This is a genomic window from Stenotrophomonas maltophilia (genome assembly GCF_039555535.1).
Classification (GTDB): Bacteria; Pseudomonadota; Gammaproteobacteria; order Xanthomonadales; family Xanthomonadaceae; genus Stenotrophomonas; species Stenotrophomonas maltophilia_Q.
Genome location: NZ_CP154630.1, coordinates 2,809,156 through 2,831,375, shown reverse-complemented (window position 1 = coordinate 2,831,375; position 22,220 = coordinate 2,809,156). Strand labels below are relative to the sequence as shown.

The window sequence follows — 22,220 nt, the reverse complement described above, 5'->3', positions numbered from 1 at the left end:
GTAAAGGCCCCAGCGGTGGCATGACGCCGCCGACAGGGGGCAACATGAAGGCGATGACCGCTGTTCTGGTTGCGGCTGTGCTTTGCGTTGGTTGTTCAACCAAGGGGGGGGCCACTGCACCCTACAACGTCTCTTTCGTTGGCCATCCTTCCCGGGCCGCCGTAGCACCACCTCCACCTCCACCTCCACCTCCGCCGCCCCCCGTTGACGGTCAGGCCCAGGCGCCTGATCCCAGCGGAGTCAAGCCTCCGAGGAGGCTTCCCCGCGACGGATGGTATGAGCCTGGAGAGGAGGTGGATGACGCCTCGGACGTTGAGGAGGCGTTGCCAGCGGTACTGGCGGAATGCAAGAAGCTCATCCTCGGGATGGAGAACAAATCCGTTGATCAGCGAAAGGCGTCCCTCTGGGTGTACGGCATCGGGCTGGTCGCGGGCACGGTCATCGCACCTGCACTTACGGCGGCGAACGCTGCCAAGCACGCCGGTGCAATAGCGGGACTAAGTGCATTGGGGGGCGCCTCTGGTATGGCGGGAAAGGCGCTGGAGGACTCTGGGTTCGGGGGATCCGCGGCAATTGCTGATCGTAGAGCTGTCGCTGACGTGATTCGTCTGAAGCTCCCAGTGATCACGGATCGCAGAGAGGCGTCGCACGATCGACGGAAGGCGCTTACGGAAATGCAGGCTGCATGCTTTGCCTACGATCTGACCACCCCGAAGCCCATCCAGTCGTCAACAACCGGCAAATGAACAAGGAAGGGCCCGCTCTCCGATGGGCCCTTCTCTTTTACACCCCGCGTTAAGTTCGCTGCCGTCACTTTGCTCCGGGTGAAGAAGGTGGGCAACATCGGCGAGCGCGCCATCAACACCATCGTCGTGCGGTACGACATGCTGGATACCCTGCTGGCCCTGAAGGGAAAGGGTATCGGGAGGAGGCGCCCGAAGACCCTGAAGTCGATGGACGACACTTTGCGTCTGTGGGTGAGGCCGATTGAATTTTCTGCTGGGGCAGTCGGCATGTGTTCCAGATATGGCAGTAGAATCCGCGCGTGCCCCTCTCTTTCGGGTCATCATGTCGATACGAGTAGCGTGCCTGTGCGGGAACGTCGCCATTGAGCTGGGTGGAGAGCCGGTCGCACGCGCCAACTGCCACTGTTCATCGTGCAGGGACTTCTACGGTGTCACCGTGTTCTCCGCGACGGCATGGGAGGCTTCGTCGGTTCAGATGGCCTCCTTCGATGCGCGAAGCTTCAGCCATCCCCACAAGCAGCTGAAGAAGACCTTCTGTGCTACGTGCGGCGAGGTTGTGTTCGGCACGAACCGTCTGTGCATGCGTGTCGTTCCCAACGCCATGCTCGCCCGCGCTGGCGGCGGATGGCTGGACGTTGCCATGGCGCCCACAATGCATCTCTACTACCGGCAACGCGTAGTTGAGGTTCGCGATGAGTTGCCGAGGTACCTTGATGGCTGGGACGGCCCTGCCTACCTGCAGGGCTGAAGCTGCGACTGTGATGGTGCAAGGGCATTGTCGCAGGACAACATTCAATGGCTGCCGCGCAGCGTGACGGCGCCGGGCGGGCCGCTCACAATCAGTGGACCAGACCACACAGGCTTCCATATGCCCGCACAGTTGCAACCGGTTCAACCTCGGCATTACCCGCGTATCGCTGGCTGGCTCGATTCGGTTGCAGCGACGCAACGCTGGGCTGGCCCGGGCGTTGCGTTTCCTCTGCTGCCTGAGGCATTCGCACAGGCTCTTGAACTGGCCGAGCGCCCGGGTTGGGTGCTGTTGGACGGGGAGGGTGCGTGCATGGGGTTCGGCCAGTACTGGTGGACCGCGCCCGGCACTGCCCACCTGGGCCGCATCATTGTCTCGCCGCAGGCGCGTGGGCGCGGCCTGGGGCGGGTGCTGATGCAGTTGTTGGGTGCCGAGGCCCTCCGGTCGCCGGGGGTGCAGCGCCTGACCCTGCGTGTCTATCGTGACAACGTCGCGGCGGTGGCCCTCTACCGTGATCTCGGCTTCCAGCCGGTGGAAGACGCTTCAACGCCGGAGCTGCTGTTCATGCAGCGCAGCGGGGGCTGATCCACCCCCAGCGTCGGCTACTGCGGGTGGGGGCGGCATCTTGATCATTTCGGTACTTTTCACAAGTCTGGCATCGGGCCCGATATGCTGGGCCCCGGAATCCAGCCGGATCGGCCCATGGATCGAATCCCCCAGCTTCTGGAACAGGACGAATCCATGCGCCTGGAGGTCAGCACGTTGGCTGAAGGCTTGGGTGTTCCACTGTCGTTCGGGCATACGTATCTGGCGGTGCTGGTGTGCGTGTCCGGGCGTGCGCGTTTCGCACTGAACTTCCGCGAGGTGGCGGTGCAGCGGCACGACGTGCTGGTGCTGGCCGAGGATACGCTGGCGCTGCTGCGGCAGCGTTCGCGCGGTTTCCTGGCGGTGGTCTGCCTGATGCCGAAGGCGTTGGCCTCGGAGGTCGCCTATGTGCTGCCCAATGCATTGTTCAAGTTCCTGCACGAGCATCCCCATTGCGTACCGTCACCGCTGGAGGTGCCGCTGCTGCAGGGTTGGCTTCAGCAGTTGATGGATGCCCAGCACAACGGTGGCCGCCATCGGCACGTGATGCTGCGCAATCTGCTGCAGACCTTTTTCCTGAAGTTCGCCACGCTGCTCCCGGCACGCTACGAGGCCGCGCCGCAGGTTGGCCGGCGCGAGCGCCTGGCCTGGAACTTCTGGGAGCTGGTCGGCCGGCGCAGCATGCGCCAGCGTGACGTGCAGTCCTACGCCGAGGCGCTGTGCATTACCCCGTTCTATCTCTCGCAGTTGACCCGGGAATGCTTCGATGAAACGCCGAAGGCGTTGATCGACCGCCAGGTGGTGCTGGAGATCAAGGCACTGCTGAGCTACAGCGAACTGTCGATCGGACGCATCGCCGAACGCCTGTGCTTCGAGGATGCGTCCTACCTGTGCCGCTACTTCCGGCGGCATACCGGCCAGTCGCTGACCGGCTACCGCCGCGCCGGCCAGGGTGGCGCTAGTGCGATACGAACAGCGGCGCCGGAACTTTGGCCAGCAGATCCTCGGTGACGCCGCCGAGCACGCGTTCGACCACGCGGCTGCGGCTGTACGGCCCCAACACCAGTAGATCGGCTCCGGCATCGAGCACATGCTGGCGGATGGTGGCGGCAACGCCGCCCTGGCTGGAGCTGATCGCCTGGATTTCGACCTCGACACCGTGCCGCGCCAGATGCTGGGCCATTTCGGCGCCGGGTGCGGCTTCAGCCTTGGGCGTGTCGACCATCAGCAGGTGCACGGCCTGCGCCCGGGCCAGCAGAGGCAGGGCATCTGCCACGGCACGACGGGCCTGTTTGCTGGCATTCCAGGCCACCACGATACGCCGGCCGACCTGCTCGCCCTTCCAGTGCGGCGGCACCAGCAGCATCGGCACCCCGGTCTGGCGGAGTGTGCCCAGCGGATGCCAGCCGGAAGGAGCGCCGGGCGTATGCGGATAGCCGGCGACGATCAGGTCGCAGTACAGCGACTGCAGGGCCAGATCGGCGCCGCCCAGATAGTCCGAGACGATGCGCAGTTCGGTGCTGATCTGCAGCGGTTCGGCGGCGTCGCGCAGGTTCTGCATCAACTGCGCGGTGCAGGCGGCGTCAGCGCGGGCTTCATGGTCGAGTGCGGCGGCGATGCCCGCGCCACGCGCGAAACCGTTGGCGATGTCGGTGGGATGCTGGGCGGTTGATACCGCGACCAGATGCGCCTGCTGCGCCTGCGCCAGGTGCGCGGCAATGTTCAGTACGCGGTCCCCGGTATCGCTGGCGTCGAACAGAACGGCGATGTCGCGTAGCGGATGCAGCATGGCGTTGTCTCCTTCGATGCCTGTGACGCGTTCCCTGCCGTGCGCCGACCCGGGTGCACCGGACGCAGGTCTGTTGTAGCGCATCCGTGATTCGAGTGAATCAAATATGATTCAGTTTATTAATTGATGATTCATGCTAGCGTGACCGGACCCCGCATCCAGGCCCCTCCATGCGACCTGCCGCTGCCCGCACACGCCGCGACCTGCACCACGCCCTTGCTGCCACCCTGGTCAGCCATCCTCGTTGCACGCTCAGCGAACTGGCGCGCGGGGCAGGCATCAGTCGCGCGACCCTGTACCGGTTCGCGCCAACGCGGGAGGCGATTGACGAGGCCTTGTTCGCGGCGGGATTCGAACGCCTGGAAGCAGCGGCAAGCTCGTTCGATGGCAACGTGGATGCGCAGCAGGTGCTGGAGCAGGTCACGGCGGCACTGCTGGCCGACTGGGAGCTGGTGACGCTGGTGTTCGCGCGGATGATGGAAGAGCAGCAGCGCCAGGGTGACCTGCATCTGCTGCCGGAGCGCTGGGCCCCGATCGGTGAACGTTTCGAGGCGTTTTTCCTGCGCGGCCAGCGAGCGGGTGAGTTCAATGTCGAGTTCACCGCGGTGTGGTTGGCCGACTTCTACTGGACCTGCTTCTACGGCATCACCTGGTCGCTTGCGCGCGGCCGTCTGGCCCCGGCAATGGCCGCATCCACGCTGTTGGCCTCGTTCCGGCATGGGGCGATGAAGGGCTGATTCCCGATGGCGCGCAGCGCGCGCCACCTTGTCGCTGGCCCCACTGTGCGCCGAATTCGCATGGCAACTTGCCGGAAAGGGCGCTGCAGCTGCCGGAATCGTGCACGGGCCGCCGGGGCCGTGTTGCTACAACTGTGGCCAGGCGATTGGCGCCAGAGTTGGCAAATATTAATGTGATGAAGGTCACACATTTGTGCGAAATGTGTTAACTTGGTCACAGATATGTGTGCCCAACCATCCGGGTGCAGGGACGAAGGCAGGTGCCACGGAGTCGGCAGAACACGTAGTTGCGTGCGTCGCCGGTGCCGGGATTTCGTCCCAGGTCACCCATTGAACTTCGGCCCGTCTGAGGGCTGAGCGGGGAAATCAACATGTGGCAGTCGACGACGTCGCGCATTCGCGCGGGCGGTGGATGCGTTCATCCCGGAAAAAACCTGCAGTACCTGCACCCCGGCCGCTGGATGGCAGCCGGCCTGTTGCTGTTGCTGGCAATGCTGGCACCCTCGCTGGCCTGGGCTGCGGCCTATGCCACCGGCGGTAGCAGCCCGTATCGCAACACCGTGCTGTGGTTGACCTGGGGCGGCGGTGCCAATGGCGTGAACAACGTCGCGCTCAACGACGGCGCGACGTCGTCCATCGATATGCCTGTGGCGGCGGGAGTGAACCTGCGCGTGGACTGCCGCCTGAACACCGCCGAGACCGGTGTGCTGCGCAGCTATCGGCCTGGCAACTTCGGCGGTGACAGTCTTGACGATCTGTACAACATCGGCGGCACTGGCACCAGCAACCAGCTGATTGCCGGCATCGCACGTGCGGGCGGCACCTCCAGTTTCAGCATCACCTGCACGTCGACCCTGGGGGGCGCGCCCTACCGCCTGCGCGGCGTGGTGATGGCCGATGCCGAATCGATCAACAACAGCGGCGAGTTCGTCGAAGCCAGCGCGCAGGGCACCTGGAACGTGGTGGAGGTTCGCAAGAACCTGGCCAATGCCACGCCCTATCTGGTGAACAAGTCGACCAGCGGCGCCAACCAGGTGATCCGCTTCGGTCCCGGCAACGACGACAACACGGCGGCCGTTACCTTCCTCAGTTTCGACAATGCCGCACACGCGCCGGGCAACCTGGTGGTGAACATGGGCTTCTCGATGCGCGGCGGCGGCACCACCGCCATCGCCATCGGCCTGCTGGTGCCGTATGCCGACTTCGGTGACGCACCGCAGAGCTACGGCGATGCCATGCACGTGGTGGACGATCTGCAGTTCCGTTCCGATGGCATTCCGCAGGGCGCCAGCAACTTCAACATCAATACCGCCGGTTATACGCCGGGTGGCCTGGCACCACCGTTGACTGATTTCCTCGGCAGCCTGGGCCCGGATACCGAACAGAAGAGCAGCTACAGCGCGGACGCACTGGGCGATGACAACTTCCCGCAGGTGGGGAGCCGTGAAGAAGATGCCTGGCCAACCAGCTACCGGTTGACGGTGATGCAGGCCGGTACGCTGATCACCCAGTCAGTAGCCTGCGCGGGCAATGGCAGCGTTGCCGGCTGGATCGACTTCAACCGTAATGGCACCTTCGATCTCAACGAACGCAGCACGACCGCCGCCTGCAGCGGAGGCCAGGCGAACCTGAGCTGGACGGTACCCAGCGCGGTCAGCGCCGGCACGAGCTACGTGCGGCTGCGCTACTCCACCATCGCCGCGCAGATCCAGAACCCGACCGGCGTGGCCGATGACGGCGAGGTGGAAGACCACCGCATCACCATCACCGCTCCCTCGCTGAAGGTGGTCAAGGGCAACAACGCCACCGGTGGCATCTGGAACTACGGGCAGGCCGGCACCCAGTACACGCTGACGGTGAGCAATACCAGTGATGTGCCCACCGGTAATCCACCGAATGTGCCGGTGGGTGCGATCATCGTGCGCGACCAGCTGCCGGCCGGGATCGTGCCGAACTGGACGGGTGCCCATGTGAGCGGCAGCTGGAGCTGTACGGCCAGTGGCCAGGACGTCACCTGCACCAGCAGCCAGGTGCTGGCTGCAGCCGGCAGCGCCGGCTCCAGCTCGGCGTTCACGTTGCCGGTGACGGTCACTGCGGCTGCTACCGGTGTGCTGACCAACCATGCCAGCGTGGGCGGCGGCTACGATCCCTTCAACAACGGCAATCCGCCGGCACCCGGCAGCAGCTGCACCGACGTTGACCACTGCACGCGCAGCGATGTGACCGTGCCGGTGACACGGGTGGGCTACGCCAAGCGTTCGAACACCGCCGGCCCGGTCGCGGTGGGTGCGACCGTGAACTATACGGTGGATGTCACCGTGGCCGACGGCAACACCCGCGATGTGCTGACCTTCACCGACACCCTGGGCACCGGCCTGGATTTCGCCAGCGTCAGCAGCCCCGGTGCATTCACCTGCAATGCGGCCAACCCGCTGGTGTGCACGCTGCCGGCAGGCACGGTGCCGGGCACCTACAGCCTGAGCTACACGGCCACGGTCAATGCGCAGGCCAGTGGCCAGGTGGTCAACACCGTGGCCGGCACCGGTACCGATACGCCCACCTGCAGCAGCAACTGCACCACCACCACGCCAGTGGCGGCGCCGCGCATCTCGGTGTCCAAGGCCAGCGGCACCGCCGGTCCGGTTGCCATCGGCGACAGTGTTGCCTATACCGTGACGGTGCTGGTGGCCGACGCGCGCACCACGGCGGTGACCACGCTGACCGATACGCTGGGCACCGGCCTGGACTTTGGCAGCGTCACCAGCGCGGGTAGCTTCAGTTGCACGCCAGGCAACCCGCTGGTCTGCACGCTGCCGGCCGGGACCGTGCCGGGCAGCTATGCATTCTCGTACACCGGCGTGGTCAACGCGCAGGCCAGTGGCCAGGTGCGCAACGCGGTGGTGCCCAGCGGCACCGACAACCCGTCCTGCGTGGGTGCGTGCGATACCACCACGCCGATGGCCGCAGCGCAGGTGGTCTATGCCAAGCAGGCCTCCACAGGTGGGCCGGTACGGGTGGGTGACCGCATCGACTACACCCTGACTGCAACCGTGACGCGCGCGCGCACCAGTGCCGTGGTCACCCTGACCGATACGCTGGGCAATGGCCTCGATTTCGCTGGCGTGAGCAGCGCAGGCATCTTTACCTGCAACGCCGCCAATCCGCTGGTGTGCACGCTGCCGGCCGGCACCGTGCCGGGTACCTACAGTGTTACCTATGGCGCCACCGTCAATGCGCAGGCGAGCGGCAGTGTGCGCAATGCCGTGCTTGGTAGCGGCACCGACAATCCGTCGTGCAGCGTGAACTGCGATACCACCACCCCGGTGGCGACACCGGGGGTGAGCTATGCCAAGTCGGTGAACAGCACCGGTCCGGTTTCGATGGGCGATCGCCTGACCTACACCCTGACTACGGTGGTGACCAACTCGCGCACCACCGATGTGGTGACCCTGACCGATACGCTGGGTACCGGCCTGGACTTCGGCGCGGTGACCACTGCGGGGGGCTACACCTGCAATGCCGCCAATCCACTGGTGTGCACGCTGCCGGCTGGCACCGTTCCGGGCAGCTACAGCCTGACCTACACCGCCGTGGTGAATGCGCAGGCCACCGGGCAGGTCACCAACGCCGTGCTCGGCGGTGGTGGCGACAATCCGTCGTGTACCGCCAACTGCGGCACCAGCACGCCGGTGACCGGCAGCGCGATCGACTATCGCAAGACCTCGGCCGCCGCAGGTTCGGTGAAGGTGGGCGACAGCATCGCCTACACATTGACTGCAGTGGTCAGCAACTCGCGCACCACGGCGGTGTTCACCCTGACCGACACGATGGGCCCCGGCCTGGACTTCGGTGCGGTGACTGCCAGCCAGGGCTTCAGCTGCAATGCCGCCAATCCGTTGGTGTGCACGCTGCCGGCCGGTACTGTGCCGGGCACCTACACGGTGGACTACACCGCTCGGGTGAATGCCCGGGCCAAGGGCAGCGTCAGCAATGCCGTGCTCGGTAGTGGCACCGGCGTCACCACCTGCACCAGCAACTGCGGAACCACCACGCCGGTGCTGTCGGCGGTGGTGACCTACCGCAAGCAGTCGACCACCGTCACTCCGGTGGGCGTGGGCGATGCGGTGGACTACAGCGTGGAAGTGACGGTCGCCAACTCGCAGACCCTCGATACGCTGACCCTGACCGATACCCTGGGCACGGGCCTGGACCTGCAGTCGGTCACCCAACCGGGACCGTTCACCTGCAACGCCAGCAATCCGCTGGTCTGTACGCTGCCGGCCGGTACCGCGCCCGGGACTTATGCGCTGGGCTACCGCGCGCTAGTCAACGCCCAGGCCAGCGGCAGCGTGCGCAACGCCGTACTCGGCACCGGCGGTGACACGCCCACCTGCAGCGGTGACTGCAGCACCGAGCACGCGCTGGCCGAACCGCGCGTGGTGCTGGAGAAGCATTCCGGACCTGCCAGTGGCACCGAAGTGCGACCGGGCGACCGCCTGCGCTACACGCTGGTGGCCACGGTCGAGCGGGCGGCGCTGCGCCAGCCGCTGCAGCTGGTGGATACGCCGGACGCCGGCTTGAGCATCGAAAGCCTGCCGTCCGGATGCGTCCAGCAGGGGCCCGACATCGTCTGCACGGTGCCGACGGGTACTGCTATCGGTCGCCACGAATTCGCCTACCAGGCCGTGGTCAACCAGGAGGCCCGCACCGAGGTGCTGAACCGCTTGCGCGGACAGTATCCGGATGGCTCGCCGCCGCCGGACTGCACGACCTGCGAGACGCGCCACAAGGTGGTGTCCGACTTCGCCCTGCGCATCACCAAGACCGCCAGCCCGCGCCGGGTGAAGGTGGGCGACCTGGTGCGCTACCAGCTGGTGGTCGAGAACGTGGGCGGCAGCCATTGGCGCAACGGCGTGGTGGTCGATACGCCGCCGCCGGGCTTCAGCTACGTCGACGGCTCGATGCGCGTGGCCGACGATGACGGCGCGTTCTCGCTGGCCAGCAGCCAGGTTCCGCTGCGCATCGGTGCGGTGGACATTGCCGTGGGTCGCAGTGCGACCATCACCTACCTGTTGCGTGTGGGCGCCGGCGTGCGCGCGGGCAACCACGTGAACCAGGCCGTTGCCACCGCCGACGATGGCACGCCGCTGTCGAACATCGCCACCGCCGAGGTGGCCATGGATGCCGATCCGCTGCTGGAAGACAGCCTGGTATTCGGCACTGTGTTTGATGATCGTGACGGCGATGGCTGGCAGGACAGTGCCGAGCTGAGCGGCGTTCGCGTGCAGGGCGGCTTCGCTGCTGCGGCCTACGTGCCGGGCTCGACCACGCTGGATCGCGGCGATGGCCCGCAACCGCTGGCCGATGCCAGTGCACCGTTGCTGCACGGAGTGCAGATTGGCGTGGTGCATGGCCGCGCGTCCACGTCCGACACCGCCGAGGCGCATCAGGTGGTGCTGCGCCAGCGCCTGCGCGAACTGTCCTTCAGCGATGACTTCGTGCTGGAAAGCGCGCAGGGCCACCGCCTGCGGATGGACGCGCAGGGCGCCACGCGCGTGGAACGCAGCGGTGAGGCCGGCAAAGGCCTCACCGCAGCCGAGCCGAGCGTGCGCCGCGAGATCGCCCGTGTCGCCGAGGGTTACGAAGTGGCTTATGTGATCGGCAACGAAGGCATCCAGGAGCAGGGCATCCCCGGTGTGCGTCTGGCCACGGTGGAAGGCCTGCTGGTGGAGACCGATCCGTTCGGGCGCTACCACCTGGCTGACGTGCACGGAGGTGACGCGCGCCTGGGCCGCAACTTCATCATCAAGCTGGACCCGGCCACGCTGCCGGCCGGGGCTGAACTGACCACCGAGAATCCGCTGCTGCGGCGGGTGACGCAGGGCGTGCCGACCCGCTTCAGCTTCGGCGTGCGCTTGCCGCCATCGCCGCAGGCCGCCGCCGAGCGCATGGAGATTGCGTTGGGCGAGGTGCTGTTCGCACCGGACAGCAGCGAGCTGCAGGCCAACTATCGCCCGGTGCTGAAGAAGATGGCCGAGGTGGTCGACCGCTACCAGGGCGGCGACGTGGTGATCGCTGCCAATGGCGAGAGCCAGGCACTGGCCTTTGCCCGCGCCGCAGCGGTACGCGATGCACTGCAGGCCGAGGTTGCGGAAAGCGCACGCGCCGGCCTGGCCGTGCAGCTGCGCACCGATGTGCGCGATCCCCACTCGCTGCTGGCCGGTGTGGATGCCGGTGGCGCGCTGCTGGGCAACGTGCTGTTCGACACCGACAAGGCCACCGTACGCGACGAGTTCAAGCCGCTGCTGGCCGCCATCGCCGCGCGTCTGGAAAAGCTGGGCGGTGGCCAGGTCAGCCTGGTCGGCCACACCGATGTGCGCGGCAGCCATGCCTACAACCAGGCACTGGGCCTGCGCCGTGCCAACGCCGTGTTCGAGGCGCTGCGCAGCCAGCTCAGCCCCGCCGTGCAGCAGCGCCTGCGCGTTCGCAACGAGGGGAGCGCCGCCACCCGTGCGGCTGCCCGCCAACAGGAGGCACGCCCATGAGCGCGCATCACTCTGCCGCCCGCCGTGCGGCCCGCCTGCCGCGCGCTGCGCTGTATCAGGCCCTGCTGCTTGGCCTGGCCGGTGCCGCCCATGCCGAGCCGCCCGCCGCCGAGCCGGCGCCGATCCGTTGTGACGGCACCCAGTGCAATGCCGAGGGCGAACTGTTGTTCAGCCTGCGCTCGCGCAGCTATGACGAACCGGTGACCGAGGGAACGTCCACGCGTTCCAGCTCGCAGGCCCTGCAACCGGACCGCCGGGTCAGTGTGGCGATCGATGAGCCGGGCAAGGCCACCGTGCGTGGCGAGTTCATGATCCGCCTGCCGGAAGGCGGCGCGATCTGGGCCACCGAAGACCCGGCGATGGGCCAGCCGGAACTGTCGGTCTCTGCACCGGGCATGGTCGCCTTCGACGAAGGCCGCATCGTGCGGCCGGTCGAGTTCTACGTGCGTGGCAACTACACCGCCTTCATCCAGCGCCTGGAAGTCAGCGTTTACCGCGGCAGCGACACGGATCGTGTGGCAGCACTGGCGACGTTCGAACTGCCGGTGGCCGCCGTTGCCCAGGGCGTGTGGGATGGCGCGTTGCCGGCCTCGACGCCGCTGCGTCGCGGCGACCGGCTGGTCTACGTGCTGCGCGCCTTTGATGCCGAGGGCAATGTCGATGAAACCACCGCGCAGTCGATGCAGCTGGTGACGCCGGCGGAATTCGAGCGCGGCAACCAGCAGTTGCGTGACGCGCTGGAAGACCGCCGCGGTACCTCGGTGGACGCCAACCAGGCCGCGTCGTTGTCACTGCTGCAGCAGGTGTTCGATGGCAATGGCCTGCGCCAGCAGAACATCCCGGTGTATGGATCGCGGGTGCGCCTGCGTGGCCGCGACCTGCCACTGGGCGCGTCGCTGAAGATCAATGGCGACAGTTATCCGCTGGACCAGGATCGCAAGTTCGCCGCCGAGTACCTGATGCCGATTGGCCATCATGCCTTCGACGTGCGCGTGGAGCGACCGGATGCGCCGGCCATCGCGCGCACGCTGGAAGTCGATGTCAGCGGCCAGTATCTGTTTGGCGTCGGCCTGGCCGACATCACCGTGTACCAGAACAAGGCCAGTGGGGCAGGGCAGGACTTCGCCCGGGGCGAGCGCAATGATGACGTGCTCAGCGATGGCCGCCTGGCCTTCTACCTGAAGGCCAAGACCCGTGGCCGCTACCTGCTGACCGCACAGGCCGATACCCAGAACCGTCCGCTGGACGAGCTGTTCACCGGCTTCACCACGGCCGATCCGCGCGACCTGTTCCGCAGCCTGGACCCGGACCTGTACTACCCGACCTATGGCGACGACTCGCTGACCCAGCGCGATGTTGACAGCATGGGCCGCTTCTACCTGCGCATGGACTGGGACAAGAACCAGGCGTTGTGGGGCAACTACAACACCGGCCTGACCGGCACCGAGTACGCGCAGTACGTGCGTTCGCTGTACGGTGCGGCACTGTCGTGGCGCTCGCGCGGAGCAAATGCCTGGGGGGATGCACGCAGCGAGCTGCGCGTATTCGGTTCACAGGCCGAAACGGCGCCGGGCCACAGCGAGTTCATCGGCACCGGTGGCAGTCTGTACTACCTGCGGCATGCAAGCATCCTCAGTGGTTCGGACCAGGTGGTGCTGGAAATCCGTGACCGCACCACCGGCCGCGTCGAGCAGCGCGTGCCGATGGTGCGCGGTGCCGACTACGAGATCGACGCCCTGCAGGGCCGCATCCTGCTGACCCGGCCGCTGGCCCAGGTCAGCCGTGAGAACCTGCGCCGGATCAGCCGCTACGTGCCGCTGGACGGCTATGAGCAGCGCCTGATCGTGGACTACGAATGGGTGCCGACCGGATTCGACAGCGATGACATCACCGCTGGCGTGCGCGGCAAGCACTGGTTTGGTGATCACGTTGCCGTGGGCGCCACCTACGTGGACGAGCAGCGCTCCGGCCAGGACTATTCGATGAAGGGTGCGGACCTGACCCTGCAGGCCGGCCGTGGCACCTACCTGAAGGTCGAGCACAGCCGCAGCGAGGCGACCAGTGCGCCGGTGTTCTTCTCGGACAACGGCGGTCTGAGCTTCAGCCGCCTCAACCCGGAGGGGCTGCGCGAAGGTGAAGCGACCGCCGTTGAAGCACGCGTCAATCTGCGCGAACTGGGCTGGACCCAGCGCGACTGGAGCGCCGGCGCCTGGTGGCGCCAGGTGGACGGCGGCTATTCGGTGGGCCGCTTCGACACCGGCCAGCGCGTGCGCGAGCAGGGCGCCGAGCTGCTGGGCTACGTGACCGACGACTTCAGCCTGTATGCGCGCTACAGCGAGGCCCGCCGTGGCAATGCGTCGTTGATCCAGGCGCAGGCCACCGCCGAATGGCGGATCGGCGAAAACGACCGACTGTCGGCCGAACTGCGCCGTGTGCAGGAGGACCGCAGCCTTGGCGGCAATGTGGCTGGCGTGCTGGCTGCGGCGCGCTACACGCACCGCATCGGTACGTCGCTGGATGTCTACGGCGGCGGCCAGCTGACCGTCGACGACGACCATGGCCGCTACGCCGACAACGACGCGGTGGTGGCCGGTGGCACCTGGACCTTCGCCAACCTGTCCACCATTGGTGCGGAAGTCTCGGACGGCGACCGTGGCACCGCCGCGCAGGTCAACGCCGAGTACCGGCTGACCCCGCAGCACAGCTTCTACGGTGCATTCACCCAGTCCACCGACCGCAGCGAGTACGACCCGTTGTTCAGCCCGAACGCACAGGATGGATGGACTCTGGGCCAGCGCTGGCGCCTGTCTGACCAGGTCAACGTGTTCAACGAAAGCCAGTTCCTGAAATCCGGGCAGGAGTCCGGCCTGGCGCACACCTTCGGCATGGACTTCTATCCGGCGGTGGGCTGGAACGCGGGCTTCACCCTGAGCAACGGCAAGCTGGACGCCAGCAGTGGCCAGGTGGATCGCAAGGCGGTCAGCCTGTCCGGCGGCCGCACCGCGCCCGGTACCGAGTGGCAGAGCAAGCTGGAATGGCGGCGCGATACCGGTGCCGAGCGGCGCACGCAGTGGGTCAGCACCAATCGCCTCAGCCACCGCCTCAGCGACAGCTGGCGCATCGCGGCGCGCTTCAACTATGCCGACACCGACGATGCGATCAATCCGGTGGCGGGTGCGCGCTTCATCGAAGGCAACCTGGGCTTCGCCTACCGGCCGTGGGACAACGACCGCTGGGCGTTGTTCGGTCGCTACAGTTACCTGTACGACCTGTCGACGATGGGCCAGGTGAACGGCGTGGACTACGATCAGCGCACGCAGATCCTGTCGCTGGAAGGCGTGTACCGCATCGACCAGCGCTGGGAGGTGGCGGCCAAGGCGGCGCGGCGCGAAGGCGAGGTGCGTTATGGACGCGGCAGCGGCCCCTGGTTCGACTCGGCCACCAACTTCGCTGCGGGACAGCTGCGCTATGACCTGTACTACCAGTGGCACGGCCTGCTGGAGTATCGGCTGCTGGATGTCCGCGACGGCGGCAGCAGGCAGGGTTGGCTGGCCGGTGTCGATCGCGATATCGGCCGCAACTTCCGCGTGGGTGTGGGCTACAACTTCACCGACTTCAGCGATGACCTGACCAGGTTCGATTACACCCATCGCGGGTGGTACCTGAACCTGGTGGGGCGCTATTGAGGAGCGCAGCCGGGCATGGGCCCGGCTGTACATGAGCGGATACGCCGGGCGATGCCCGGCGACGGATCATTCCTGCCTGAGCAGCTGCACCAGCTGGCGCAGGCGATAGGGCTTGGGCAGGAACTCCACCTGCTCAGGCAGGGGCGGCAGCTGCGAACGCGCATAGCCGGAGGACAGGATCATGCGTGCCTGCGGCTGCTCACGCGCGACGTGCTCGCTGAGCTCGATGCCGGACATGCCGTTGGGCATGCTGATGTCACTGAACACCACGTCGAAACGCGCGTCGCCCTTCAGCAACGCTGCGGCTTCATGCCCGTCGGCGGTGGTGGCCACCTCGATGCCGAAATCGCGCAGGGCCAGGCCGATCATTTCGCGAAGATCAGTCTGGTCTTCCACCATCAGAACGCGGATCGGGTCATCGGTCATGGATTGCTTCCTCGGTTGCGGGTAGCAGCAGGCTGACCGTGGTGCCGACACCGGGCGTGGTGGACACGTCGACGAAGCCGCCGCTCTGGGTAGTGAATCCGAACACCTGGCTCAGGCCCAGGCCGCTGCCCTTGCCGATGTCCTTGGTGGTGAAGAAGGGCTCGCTGGCCTGCTCGGCGATGTCGGCGGCCATGCCGTGGCCCTCGTCGCAGACGCTGAGGGTGACATAGCCGCGTTGCAGCGTGGTGTCCGCATCCGGGTCGAGGCGATGTTCCAACGCGGTACTGATCAGGATGCGGCCGCCATCGGCGGTGGCCTCCACGGCATTGGCCACCAGGTTCGCCAGGGCGGTCTGGAGCTGCATCGCATCGGTGCTCACCTGCGGCAGGCCTGGGGTGAGATGGGCTTCCAGTACCACCGTGGGCGGGCAGGCGCGTTGCAGGTCCGGCAGCCACTGCCGTACCATCGCATTGATGTCCACCGATTCCCGGATCAGGGTCTGGCCGGTGCTGAAGGCCAGCAGCTGGCGGGTCAGCAGCGCGCCGCGGTCGGTGGCTGCCTGCGCGGCATCCAGCAGCTCGGCTGCGCGCGCATCGTCACTGCTGACACGCAGCGACAGCAGGTCCAGCGCATTGCCGATGGTGGTCAGCAGGTTGTTGAACTCATGCGACAGGCCACGGCTGAGACGGCCAACGGTCTCGAACTGCTGGGTGTTGCGCAGCGCACGCTGGGCATCGCGCAGCAGCCGCTGCGCTTGCCACTGCTCGGTGATGTCACGGGTGATCTTGACGAAGCCGAGCAGTTCGCCGGCTTCCACGACCGGTTCGATGACCACGCTGGCGCGGAACGACGAGCCATCGCGGCGAACGCGCCAGCCTTCACTGGCGACATGCCCCTGCTGCGCTGCGACGCGAAGCAGGCGCTGGGGTTCACCGGCCTCGCGGTCGGCGGCCAGGTAGAAGCGGCTGAAGTGCGTTCCCACCACTTCATCGGCTGAATAGCCCTTGATACGTTCGGCGCCCGGGTTCCAGCTGCACACGATGCCTTCAGGATCAAGCAGGTACAGCGCATGGTCGCGCACGCTGTCGATCAGCAGTCGCAGTTGTCGGGAAGGGTCCGTCAGCACGGACGTCGTAGAAGCGGCTGCGTCCACGTGTAAATAAGTGTTACCCCTGTGAGGGACGTGAAGCTAGGCACTCAAGTGTGAAGGATGCGTGCACACCTGACACGTGCCATTTGTCCTGTGCGGCTGAATGCGACACGGAGTACCATCTTCCACCCTTTGCCTTCTGGAACCGACCTGCATGCGTCCTGGTGCGACTACGCGTGACCGCTGGATCTGGATGACGTCCGCCTTGCTCCTGGCCGCGACCATCGCGTTGGAACTGGTCGTCCCGCTCGGCTACGCGGTATGGCTGGCCTACTTCCTCGCGGTCGGCGTGACGGTGTTCCAGCGCAGTGCACGCGCGCCGTTCGTGGTCGCGGTGATCGCCTGTGTCCTGCTGGTGATCGGCTTCAACGTTGCGCCAGCCAGCAACAATTCGTCGTTCTCGCTTGTCAACCGTACCGTGGGTGGCTGCGCCTTCCTGATGATCGCACTGATCGTCTCGCGCGCGATCCAGGTCCGGCGCCAGGCGATGCGCGCGCTCTGGCTGCAGGAGGCTGAGAATGCCGTGGCGATGAGCCTGCGCGGTGACCTCGGGCCGGAGCAGATCGCCGAAGCGGCAGCAGTGAGCCTGGCCGGGCAGCTGGGCGCAGAGGTCGGTGCGGTCTATCGGCTGGACGGCGGTCGGCTGCAGCTGACCGGTGGCGTGGCGCTGCCCTCTGGGACGCCGGCCTCCCTGGCCCTGCACGAAGGACTGGCCGGGCAGGTTGCGCGGGACGAACGCATCCGCCACCTGCGCGGCGAAGACGCTGCCGTGCTCGAACTGCAGACCAGCCTGGGCCGGCTGCCGGTGCGCGAGCGCATCCTGGCGCCGATCAGCAGCGATGGTGCGGTGGTCGGTGTCGTCGAGCTGGGCCGCGCGCGGGCGGGTGAACAGCGTGATCTGGATCGTGAGCTGCTGGAGCGCTGCGCCGAGACGATCGGCATGGCCCTGCGCGCTTCGCTGCTGCGCGCACAGCTGGTCGTGCTGCTGGAAGAATCACAGCGGCAGGGCGAGGAACTGCAGGCGCAGCAGGAAGAGCTGCGGGTGGCCAACGAAGAGCTGGAAGAGCAGAGCCGCAGCCTGCAGCAGTCGCAGAGCCATCTGGAAGAGCAGCAGGCCGAGCTGGAACAGAGCAACGTGCAGCTGGAAGAGCGCACCCACGAGCTGGAAGCGCAGAAGCAGGCGCTGCTGGTTGCACAGTCACAGCTGGTGCGCAACAGCAACGAGCTGGCGGCTACGTCGCGCTACAAGTCCGAATTCCTGGCCAACATGTCGCACGAGCTGCGCACGCCGCTGAACAGCTCGCTGATCCTGGCCAAGCTGCTGGCCGACAACAAGGACGGCACGCTCACCGAGGAGCAGGTGAAGTACGCCCGCGCGATCCTGTCGTCCAACAACGACCTGCTGGCGCTGATCAACGACATCCTCGACCTGTCGCGCATCGAGGCCGGCCATGTCGAACTGTCCGATGAAGTGGTGGTGGTCGAGAGCGCGCTGCAGCGCCTGCGCGAGACGTTCGAGCCGATGGCGCGGCAGAAGGGCCTGGCCCTGCAGATCGAGGCCGACGCCCTGGCACCGAGCCAGATGGTGGTTGACGGCCAGCGGCTGCAGCAGATCCTGAAGAACCTGCTGGCCAACGCGGTGAAGTTCACCGAGCATGGCAAGGTCAGCCTGCACGTGCGTGCCGGCGGCAACGGCCGCATCCGGTTCGAGGTCTGTGACACCGGCATCGGCATTGCCCGCGAGCAGCTGGATGTCATCTTCGAAGCGTTCCGCCAGGCCGATGGCAGCACCCGCCGTCGCTACGGCGGTACCGGCCTGGGCCTGTCGATCTCGCGCGATCTGGCCGAGCGCATGGGCGGCGGCATCCAGGTCGACAGTGAGCCCGGGCGCGGCAGCTGCTTCATCCTGGAGCTGCCGTTGCAGGGTGCGCCCGCGGCGAGCGCAGCCGACGCTGCCGAGGTCCCCGTGGCAGCGCCGCCGACGGCGCCGGTCGTGCTGCCGGCCGCGCCCGTACGCGCTGCGACCGCGGCAGCGCCGGTTGCTGCGATGGCCGGCGTAGCCGACGACCGCGGTCGCCGCCAGCGCGCCGGGCGCCTGATCCTGGCGGTCGAGGACGATGCCACGTTCGCCGAAGCACTGGTGGCCCTGGCCCATGAACTGGACTTCGACTGCGTGGTGGCAGGCACGGCGGAAGAGGCGCTGGCGCTGGCCAGCGAACTGCGTCCGAACGGCATCCTGCTCGATATCGGCCTGCCGGACGTGTCGGGCCTGAGCGTGCTGGAGCGCCTGAAGCGCAACCCTGATACCCGGCACATCCCGGTGCATGTGGTCTCGGCGACGGACCGCAGCCAGGTGGCGCGCGAGCTGGGCGCGATCGGTTTTGCGATCAAGCCGACCACGCGCGAGCGGCTGGTGACGGCCATCGAGCAGCTGGAACAGACCAGCCAGCGCGACGTGCGGCGCCTGCTGATCGTCGAGGACGACAACGAGCTGCGCCACAACCTGGAACTGTTGCTGGGTCGCGACCAGCTGCAGATCGTCGCGGTGGGCACCCTGGCCGGTGCGCTGGAACAGCTCAGCACGGTCACGTTCGACTGCATGGTGATGGACCTGTCGCTGCCCGATGGCAGCGGCTACGACCTGCTCGAACACATGGCCGGCAACGATGACGTCGGTTTCCCGCCGGTGATCGTCTACACCGGCCGCGCGCTCAGCCGCGAGGAAGAGCAGCGCCTGCGCCGCTATTCCAAGAGCATCATCATCAAGGGCGCACGTTCGCCCGAGCGACTGCTGGACGAGGTGACCCTGTTCCTGCACAGCGTGGAGGCCAGCCTGCCCAGCGACCAGCAGCGCCTGCTGCGCGAGGCCCGCCGTCGCGACACCGTGCTCGACGGTCGGACGGTGCTGCTGGCCGAGGACGACGTGCGCAACATCTTCGCACTGTCCAGTGTGCTCGAACCGCTCGGCGTCACGCTGGAGATCGCGCGCAATGGCCAGGAAGCGGTGGATCGGCTGGCCGAGCGCGAGGTCGACCTGGTGCTGATGGACATCATGATGCCGGAGAAGGATGGCCTTGCCGCGATGCGCGAGATCCGTGCGCAGCGCCACCTGCAGGACCTGCCGATCATCGCGCTGACCGCCAAGGCCATGCCCGACGATCGCGAGCGCTGCCTGCAGGCGGGCGCCAACGATTACATCGCCAAGCCGATCGACGTCGACAAGCTGGTCTCGCTGTGCCGGGTCTGGTGCTCGCGGCAATGAACGAACAGGCCCTGTTCGACCTGGAGTTGAAGGTCCTGCTGGAGGCGCTTTACCAGCGCTACCACTATGATTTCCGCAGCTACGCGGTATCGTCGCTGCGCCGGCGCATGCGCCAGGCCATGCAGCGTTACGAATGTGAGCGCCTGTCTGACCTGCAGCACCGCCTGCTGCACGAGCCGGAACTGTTCGCCCAGGCCATGCAGTTCTTCACGGTGCAGGTCTCGGAAATGTTCCGTGACCCTGCGTATTTCCGTGAGCTGCGCGAGCAGGTGGTGCCGGTACTGCGCACCTATCCCTCGGTGAAGCTGTGGGTGGCCGGCTGCAGCACTGGTGAGGAAGTGTGGTCGCTGGCGATCCTGCTGCACGAAGAGGGTCTGCTTGATCGCAGCATCGTCTATGCCACCGACATCAATCCGGCCGCGCTGACCACCGCCGAGGCGGGTGCCTATGGCATCGACCGGATGGCCCAGTTCAGCCGCAACTACCTGGCCGCCGGTGGCACGGCGTCGCTGTCCGACTACTACGCCACCGCGTACGATGGTGCGGTGTTCGACCGCCAGCTGCGCCGCAACGTGGTGTTCGCCGATCACAGCCTGGCCACCGATACCGTGTTCTCCGAAGTGCACCTGGTGTCGTGCCGCAACGTGCTGATCTATTTCAACCGCGACCTGCAGGACCGCGCCGTCGGCCTGTTCCGCGAGGCGCTGGTGCATCGTGGCTTCCTCGGCCTGGGCAGCAAGGAGTCGCTGCAGTTCGGGCGTCACCACGATGCCTTCGAGGTCTGTTCGCGCGAGCACCGCCTGTACCGGAAGGTGGCCTGATGGTGGTGCCGGCGCGTCCCGCGCTGCTGGTGATCGGTGCGTCGGCGGGTGGGGTCGCGGCCCTGCAGGCCGTGCTGGGTGCGTTGCCGTCGGGGCTGCCGGCGCCGGTGCTGGCCGTGCTGCACCTGCCGCGTGACCGCACCAGCCGCATCGCCGAGGTGCTGGCGCCGTACTGCGCGTTGCCGGTGCGCGAGGCCGAGGACAAGCAGCCACTGCAGCCCGGTACGGTGACGTTCGCGCCACCGGACTACCACCTGCTGGTGGAAGACGCCGGTTCGCTGGCGTTGTCGGTGGATGAGCCGGTGCTGTTCTCGCGGCCGGCCATCGACCCGTTGTTTGAATCCGCCGCCGCGGTGTTCGGCCCGCAGGTGCTTGCACTGTTGCTGACCGGCGCCAGCAGCGATGGCAGCGAAGATGTCGCCGCGGTGCGTGCTGCCGGTGGCCGTGCCTGGCTGCAATGTCCCGAGGAAGCCGAGGCGTCGATGATGCCGGCGTCCGCCCTGCAGTACGCCGGTGCCGATGCCGTGCTGCCTCTTGAAATGATGTGTCGCCGCCTGAAGGAGTCGTTTGCATGAACCTGCTGCCACCGGACCCTGCGCACTCGCAGACCCGGGTCAACCTGCTGATCGTCGACGACGTGCCGCAGAACCTGGTAGCCATGCAGGCATTGCTGCAGCGCGAAGGGGTCAACCTGCTGCTGGCTGGCTCGGGTGCGCAGGCACTGGAGTTGTTGCTGGAGCACGAAGTGGCCCTGGCCCTGCTCGACGTGCACATGCCCGAGATTGATGGCTTCACCCTGGCCGAGCTGATGCGCGGTTCGCATCGCAGTCGCGACGTGCCGATCATCTTCCTGACCGCCTCGCCTGACGATCCGCTGCGCGTCTTCAAGGGCTACGAGAGCGGCGCCGTGGATTTCCTGCACAAGCCGGTGGCGCCACAGGTGATCCTGAGCAAGGTCAATGTCTTCATCGAGCTGTACCAGCAGCGGCAGTTGCTGAAGGCGCGCAACGAGGCACTGGAGCGCGCGTTGAAGCTCAACGAGACGATGGCCGCGGTGCTGACCCACGATCTGCGCACGCCGCTGTCGGCGATCCTGCTGTGCACCGACAAGCTGGCGCTGGAGCTTCCGGAAGGCAACGCAGGCGCGCAGCAGACTCTTCAGCACCTGGAAGCCAGCACCCTGCGGATGGCGCGGATGGTCGAGCAGCTGCTGGATTTCTCGCGGATCCGCAGCGGTGGCCTGAGGCTGGAGGCAAGTGCCTGCGATCTGGCCGACGTGACGCGCGCGGTAGTGGCCGAAGCAGGCAGCGCGCATGGGATGGACCGGATCCGCCTGGACATGCAGGGAGACACGCGGCTGCAGGGCGATCTGGATCGCCTTGGCCAGGTCGCCGCCAACCTGGTCGGCAATGCGCTGACCCATGGCAGCGAGGCCAGGGTGGAGGTGGATGGGCGCGACCCGCGCAGCGTGCTGCTGCGGGTCAGTAACGCCGGCCGGATCGATGATGCGCTGTTGCCGCGACTGTTCGAGCCCTTCAAGGCCAGCTTCCACCAGAGCAAGGGCCTGGGCCTTGGCCTGTACATCGTCGATCAGTTCGTCCGCGCGCACGGCGGGCGCATTGCGGCCCGCAACGAAGCGGGGCAGGTGGTGTTCGAGGCAGTGCTGCCACGGCGTTTCGACGGCGCGGTCATGGCGGCAACCTGAACTCTTCAGGCAACGGCCCG

14 protein-coding genes are annotated in these 22,220 nt (G+C 66.8%); 11 read left to right on the top strand and 3 right to left on the bottom strand.

What is annotated here, in order from left to right; all coding sequences use genetic code 11:
* Positions 1-293 precede the first annotated feature (293 nt).
* The 4 genes from AASM09_RS12985 (at position 294) to AASM09_RS12970 (ending at position 3,090) form a co-directional block, all read left to right on the top strand.
* Positions 294-746 (top strand): hypothetical protein, encoded by a 453-nt coding sequence (locus AASM09_RS12985; protein ID WP_049430985.1) that lies wholly within the window; start codon positions 294-296, stop codon positions 744-746.
* A 436-nt stretch (positions 747-1,182) separates the two neighbouring features.
* Positions 1,183-1,494 carry a GFA family protein gene (locus AASM09_RS12980; protein ID WP_238378612.1) on the top strand — a complete coding sequence of 104 codons (312 nt, stop codon included), beginning with the start codon at positions 1,183-1,185 and terminating at the stop codon, positions 1,492-1,494.
* Positions 1,495-1,614: 120 nt separating this feature from the next.
* Positions 1,615-2,079: a GNAT family N-acetyltransferase gene (locus AASM09_RS12975; RefSeq protein ID WP_049430982.1), complete on the top strand. Its 465-nt coding sequence runs from the start codon at positions 1,615-1,617 to the stop codon at positions 2,077-2,079.
* Positions 2,080-2,196: 117 nt separating this feature from the next.
* Positions 2,197-3,090, top strand: coding sequence for an AraC family transcriptional regulator (locus tag AASM09_RS12970; RefSeq protein ID WP_343368470.1), 894 nt, complete (start codon positions 2,197-2,199; stop codon positions 3,088-3,090).
* Here AASM09_RS12970 and AASM09_RS12965 read toward each other — a convergent pair.
* Entirely contained in the window at positions 3,038-3,868 is an 831-nt protein-coding gene (locus AASM09_RS12965) for a universal stress protein (RefSeq protein WP_343368469.1), read from the bottom strand. The genes AASM09_RS12970 and AASM09_RS12965 overlap by 53 nt on opposite strands.
* A gap of 170 nt (positions 3,869-4,038) precedes the next feature.
* On the opposite strand from AASM09_RS12965, the gene AASM09_RS12960 reads away from it, so the two are divergent.
* The 3 genes from AASM09_RS12960 (at position 4,039) to AASM09_RS12950 (ending at position 14,836) form a co-directional block, all read left to right on the top strand.
* Complete coding sequence (locus tag AASM09_RS12960; RefSeq protein ID WP_049430975.1) at positions 4,039-4,605, top strand: TetR/AcrR family transcriptional regulator; 567 nt, start codon at positions 4,039-4,041, stop codon at positions 4,603-4,605.
* 461 nt (positions 4,606-5,066) lie between these two features.
* On the top strand, positions 5,067-11,150 hold the full coding sequence (locus AASM09_RS12955) for a CshA/CshB family fibrillar adhesin-related protein (protein ID WP_343368468.1): 6,084 nt from the start codon (positions 5,067-5,069) through the stop codon (positions 11,148-11,150).
* On the top strand, positions 11,147-14,836 hold the full coding sequence (locus AASM09_RS12950) for a hypothetical protein (protein ID WP_049430972.1): 3,690 nt from the start codon (positions 11,147-11,149) through the stop codon (positions 14,834-14,836). Before AASM09_RS12955 ends, AASM09_RS12950 begins: the two co-directional genes overlap by 4 nt.
* 66 nt (positions 14,837-14,902) lie before the next feature.
* On the opposite strand, the gene AASM09_RS12945 is transcribed toward AASM09_RS12950, so the two are convergent.
* Together AASM09_RS12945 and AASM09_RS12940 are read right to left on the bottom strand one after the other, a co-directional pair.
* Positions 14,903-15,262, bottom strand: coding sequence for a response regulator (locus AASM09_RS12945; RefSeq protein WP_049430967.1), 360 nt, complete (start codon positions 15,260-15,262; stop codon positions 14,903-14,905).
* Positions 15,252-16,415, bottom strand: a complete 1,164-nt coding sequence (locus AASM09_RS12940; RefSeq protein ID WP_404830258.1) for a two-component system sensor histidine kinase NtrB — start codon at positions 16,413-16,415, stop codon at positions 15,252-15,254. Before AASM09_RS12940 ends, AASM09_RS12945 begins: the two co-directional genes overlap by 11 nt.
* A gap of 151 nt (positions 16,416-16,566) precedes the next feature.
* On the opposite strand from AASM09_RS12940, the gene AASM09_RS12935 reads away from it, so the two are divergent.
* From AASM09_RS12935 to AASM09_RS12920, 4 genes are read left to right on the top strand one after another with little or no spacing between them, the layout of a single operon-like run.
* Positions 16,567-19,674 carry a response regulator gene (locus AASM09_RS12935; protein WP_049430959.1) on the top strand — a complete coding sequence of 1,036 codons (3,108 nt, stop codon included), beginning with the start codon at positions 16,567-16,569 and terminating at the stop codon, positions 19,672-19,674.
* Complete coding sequence (locus AASM09_RS12930; RefSeq protein WP_049430956.1) at positions 19,671-20,495, top strand: CheR family methyltransferase; 825 nt, start codon at positions 19,671-19,673, stop codon at positions 20,493-20,495. The genes AASM09_RS12935 and AASM09_RS12930 overlap by 4 nt, the downstream gene beginning before the upstream one ends.
* The gene (locus tag AASM09_RS12925) at positions 20,495-21,070 is read left to right on the top strand and encodes a chemotaxis protein CheB (RefSeq protein WP_343368467.1); all 576 of its coding nucleotides are present in this window, start codon (positions 20,495-20,497) and stop codon (positions 21,068-21,070) included. Before AASM09_RS12930 ends, AASM09_RS12925 begins: the two co-directional genes overlap by 1 nt.
* Entirely contained in the window at positions 21,067-22,200 is a 1,134-nt protein-coding gene (locus tag AASM09_RS12920) for a hybrid sensor histidine kinase/response regulator (RefSeq protein ID WP_049430950.1), read from the top strand. Before AASM09_RS12925 ends, AASM09_RS12920 begins: the two co-directional genes overlap by 4 nt.
* Positions 22,201-22,220 lie beyond the last annotated feature (20 nt).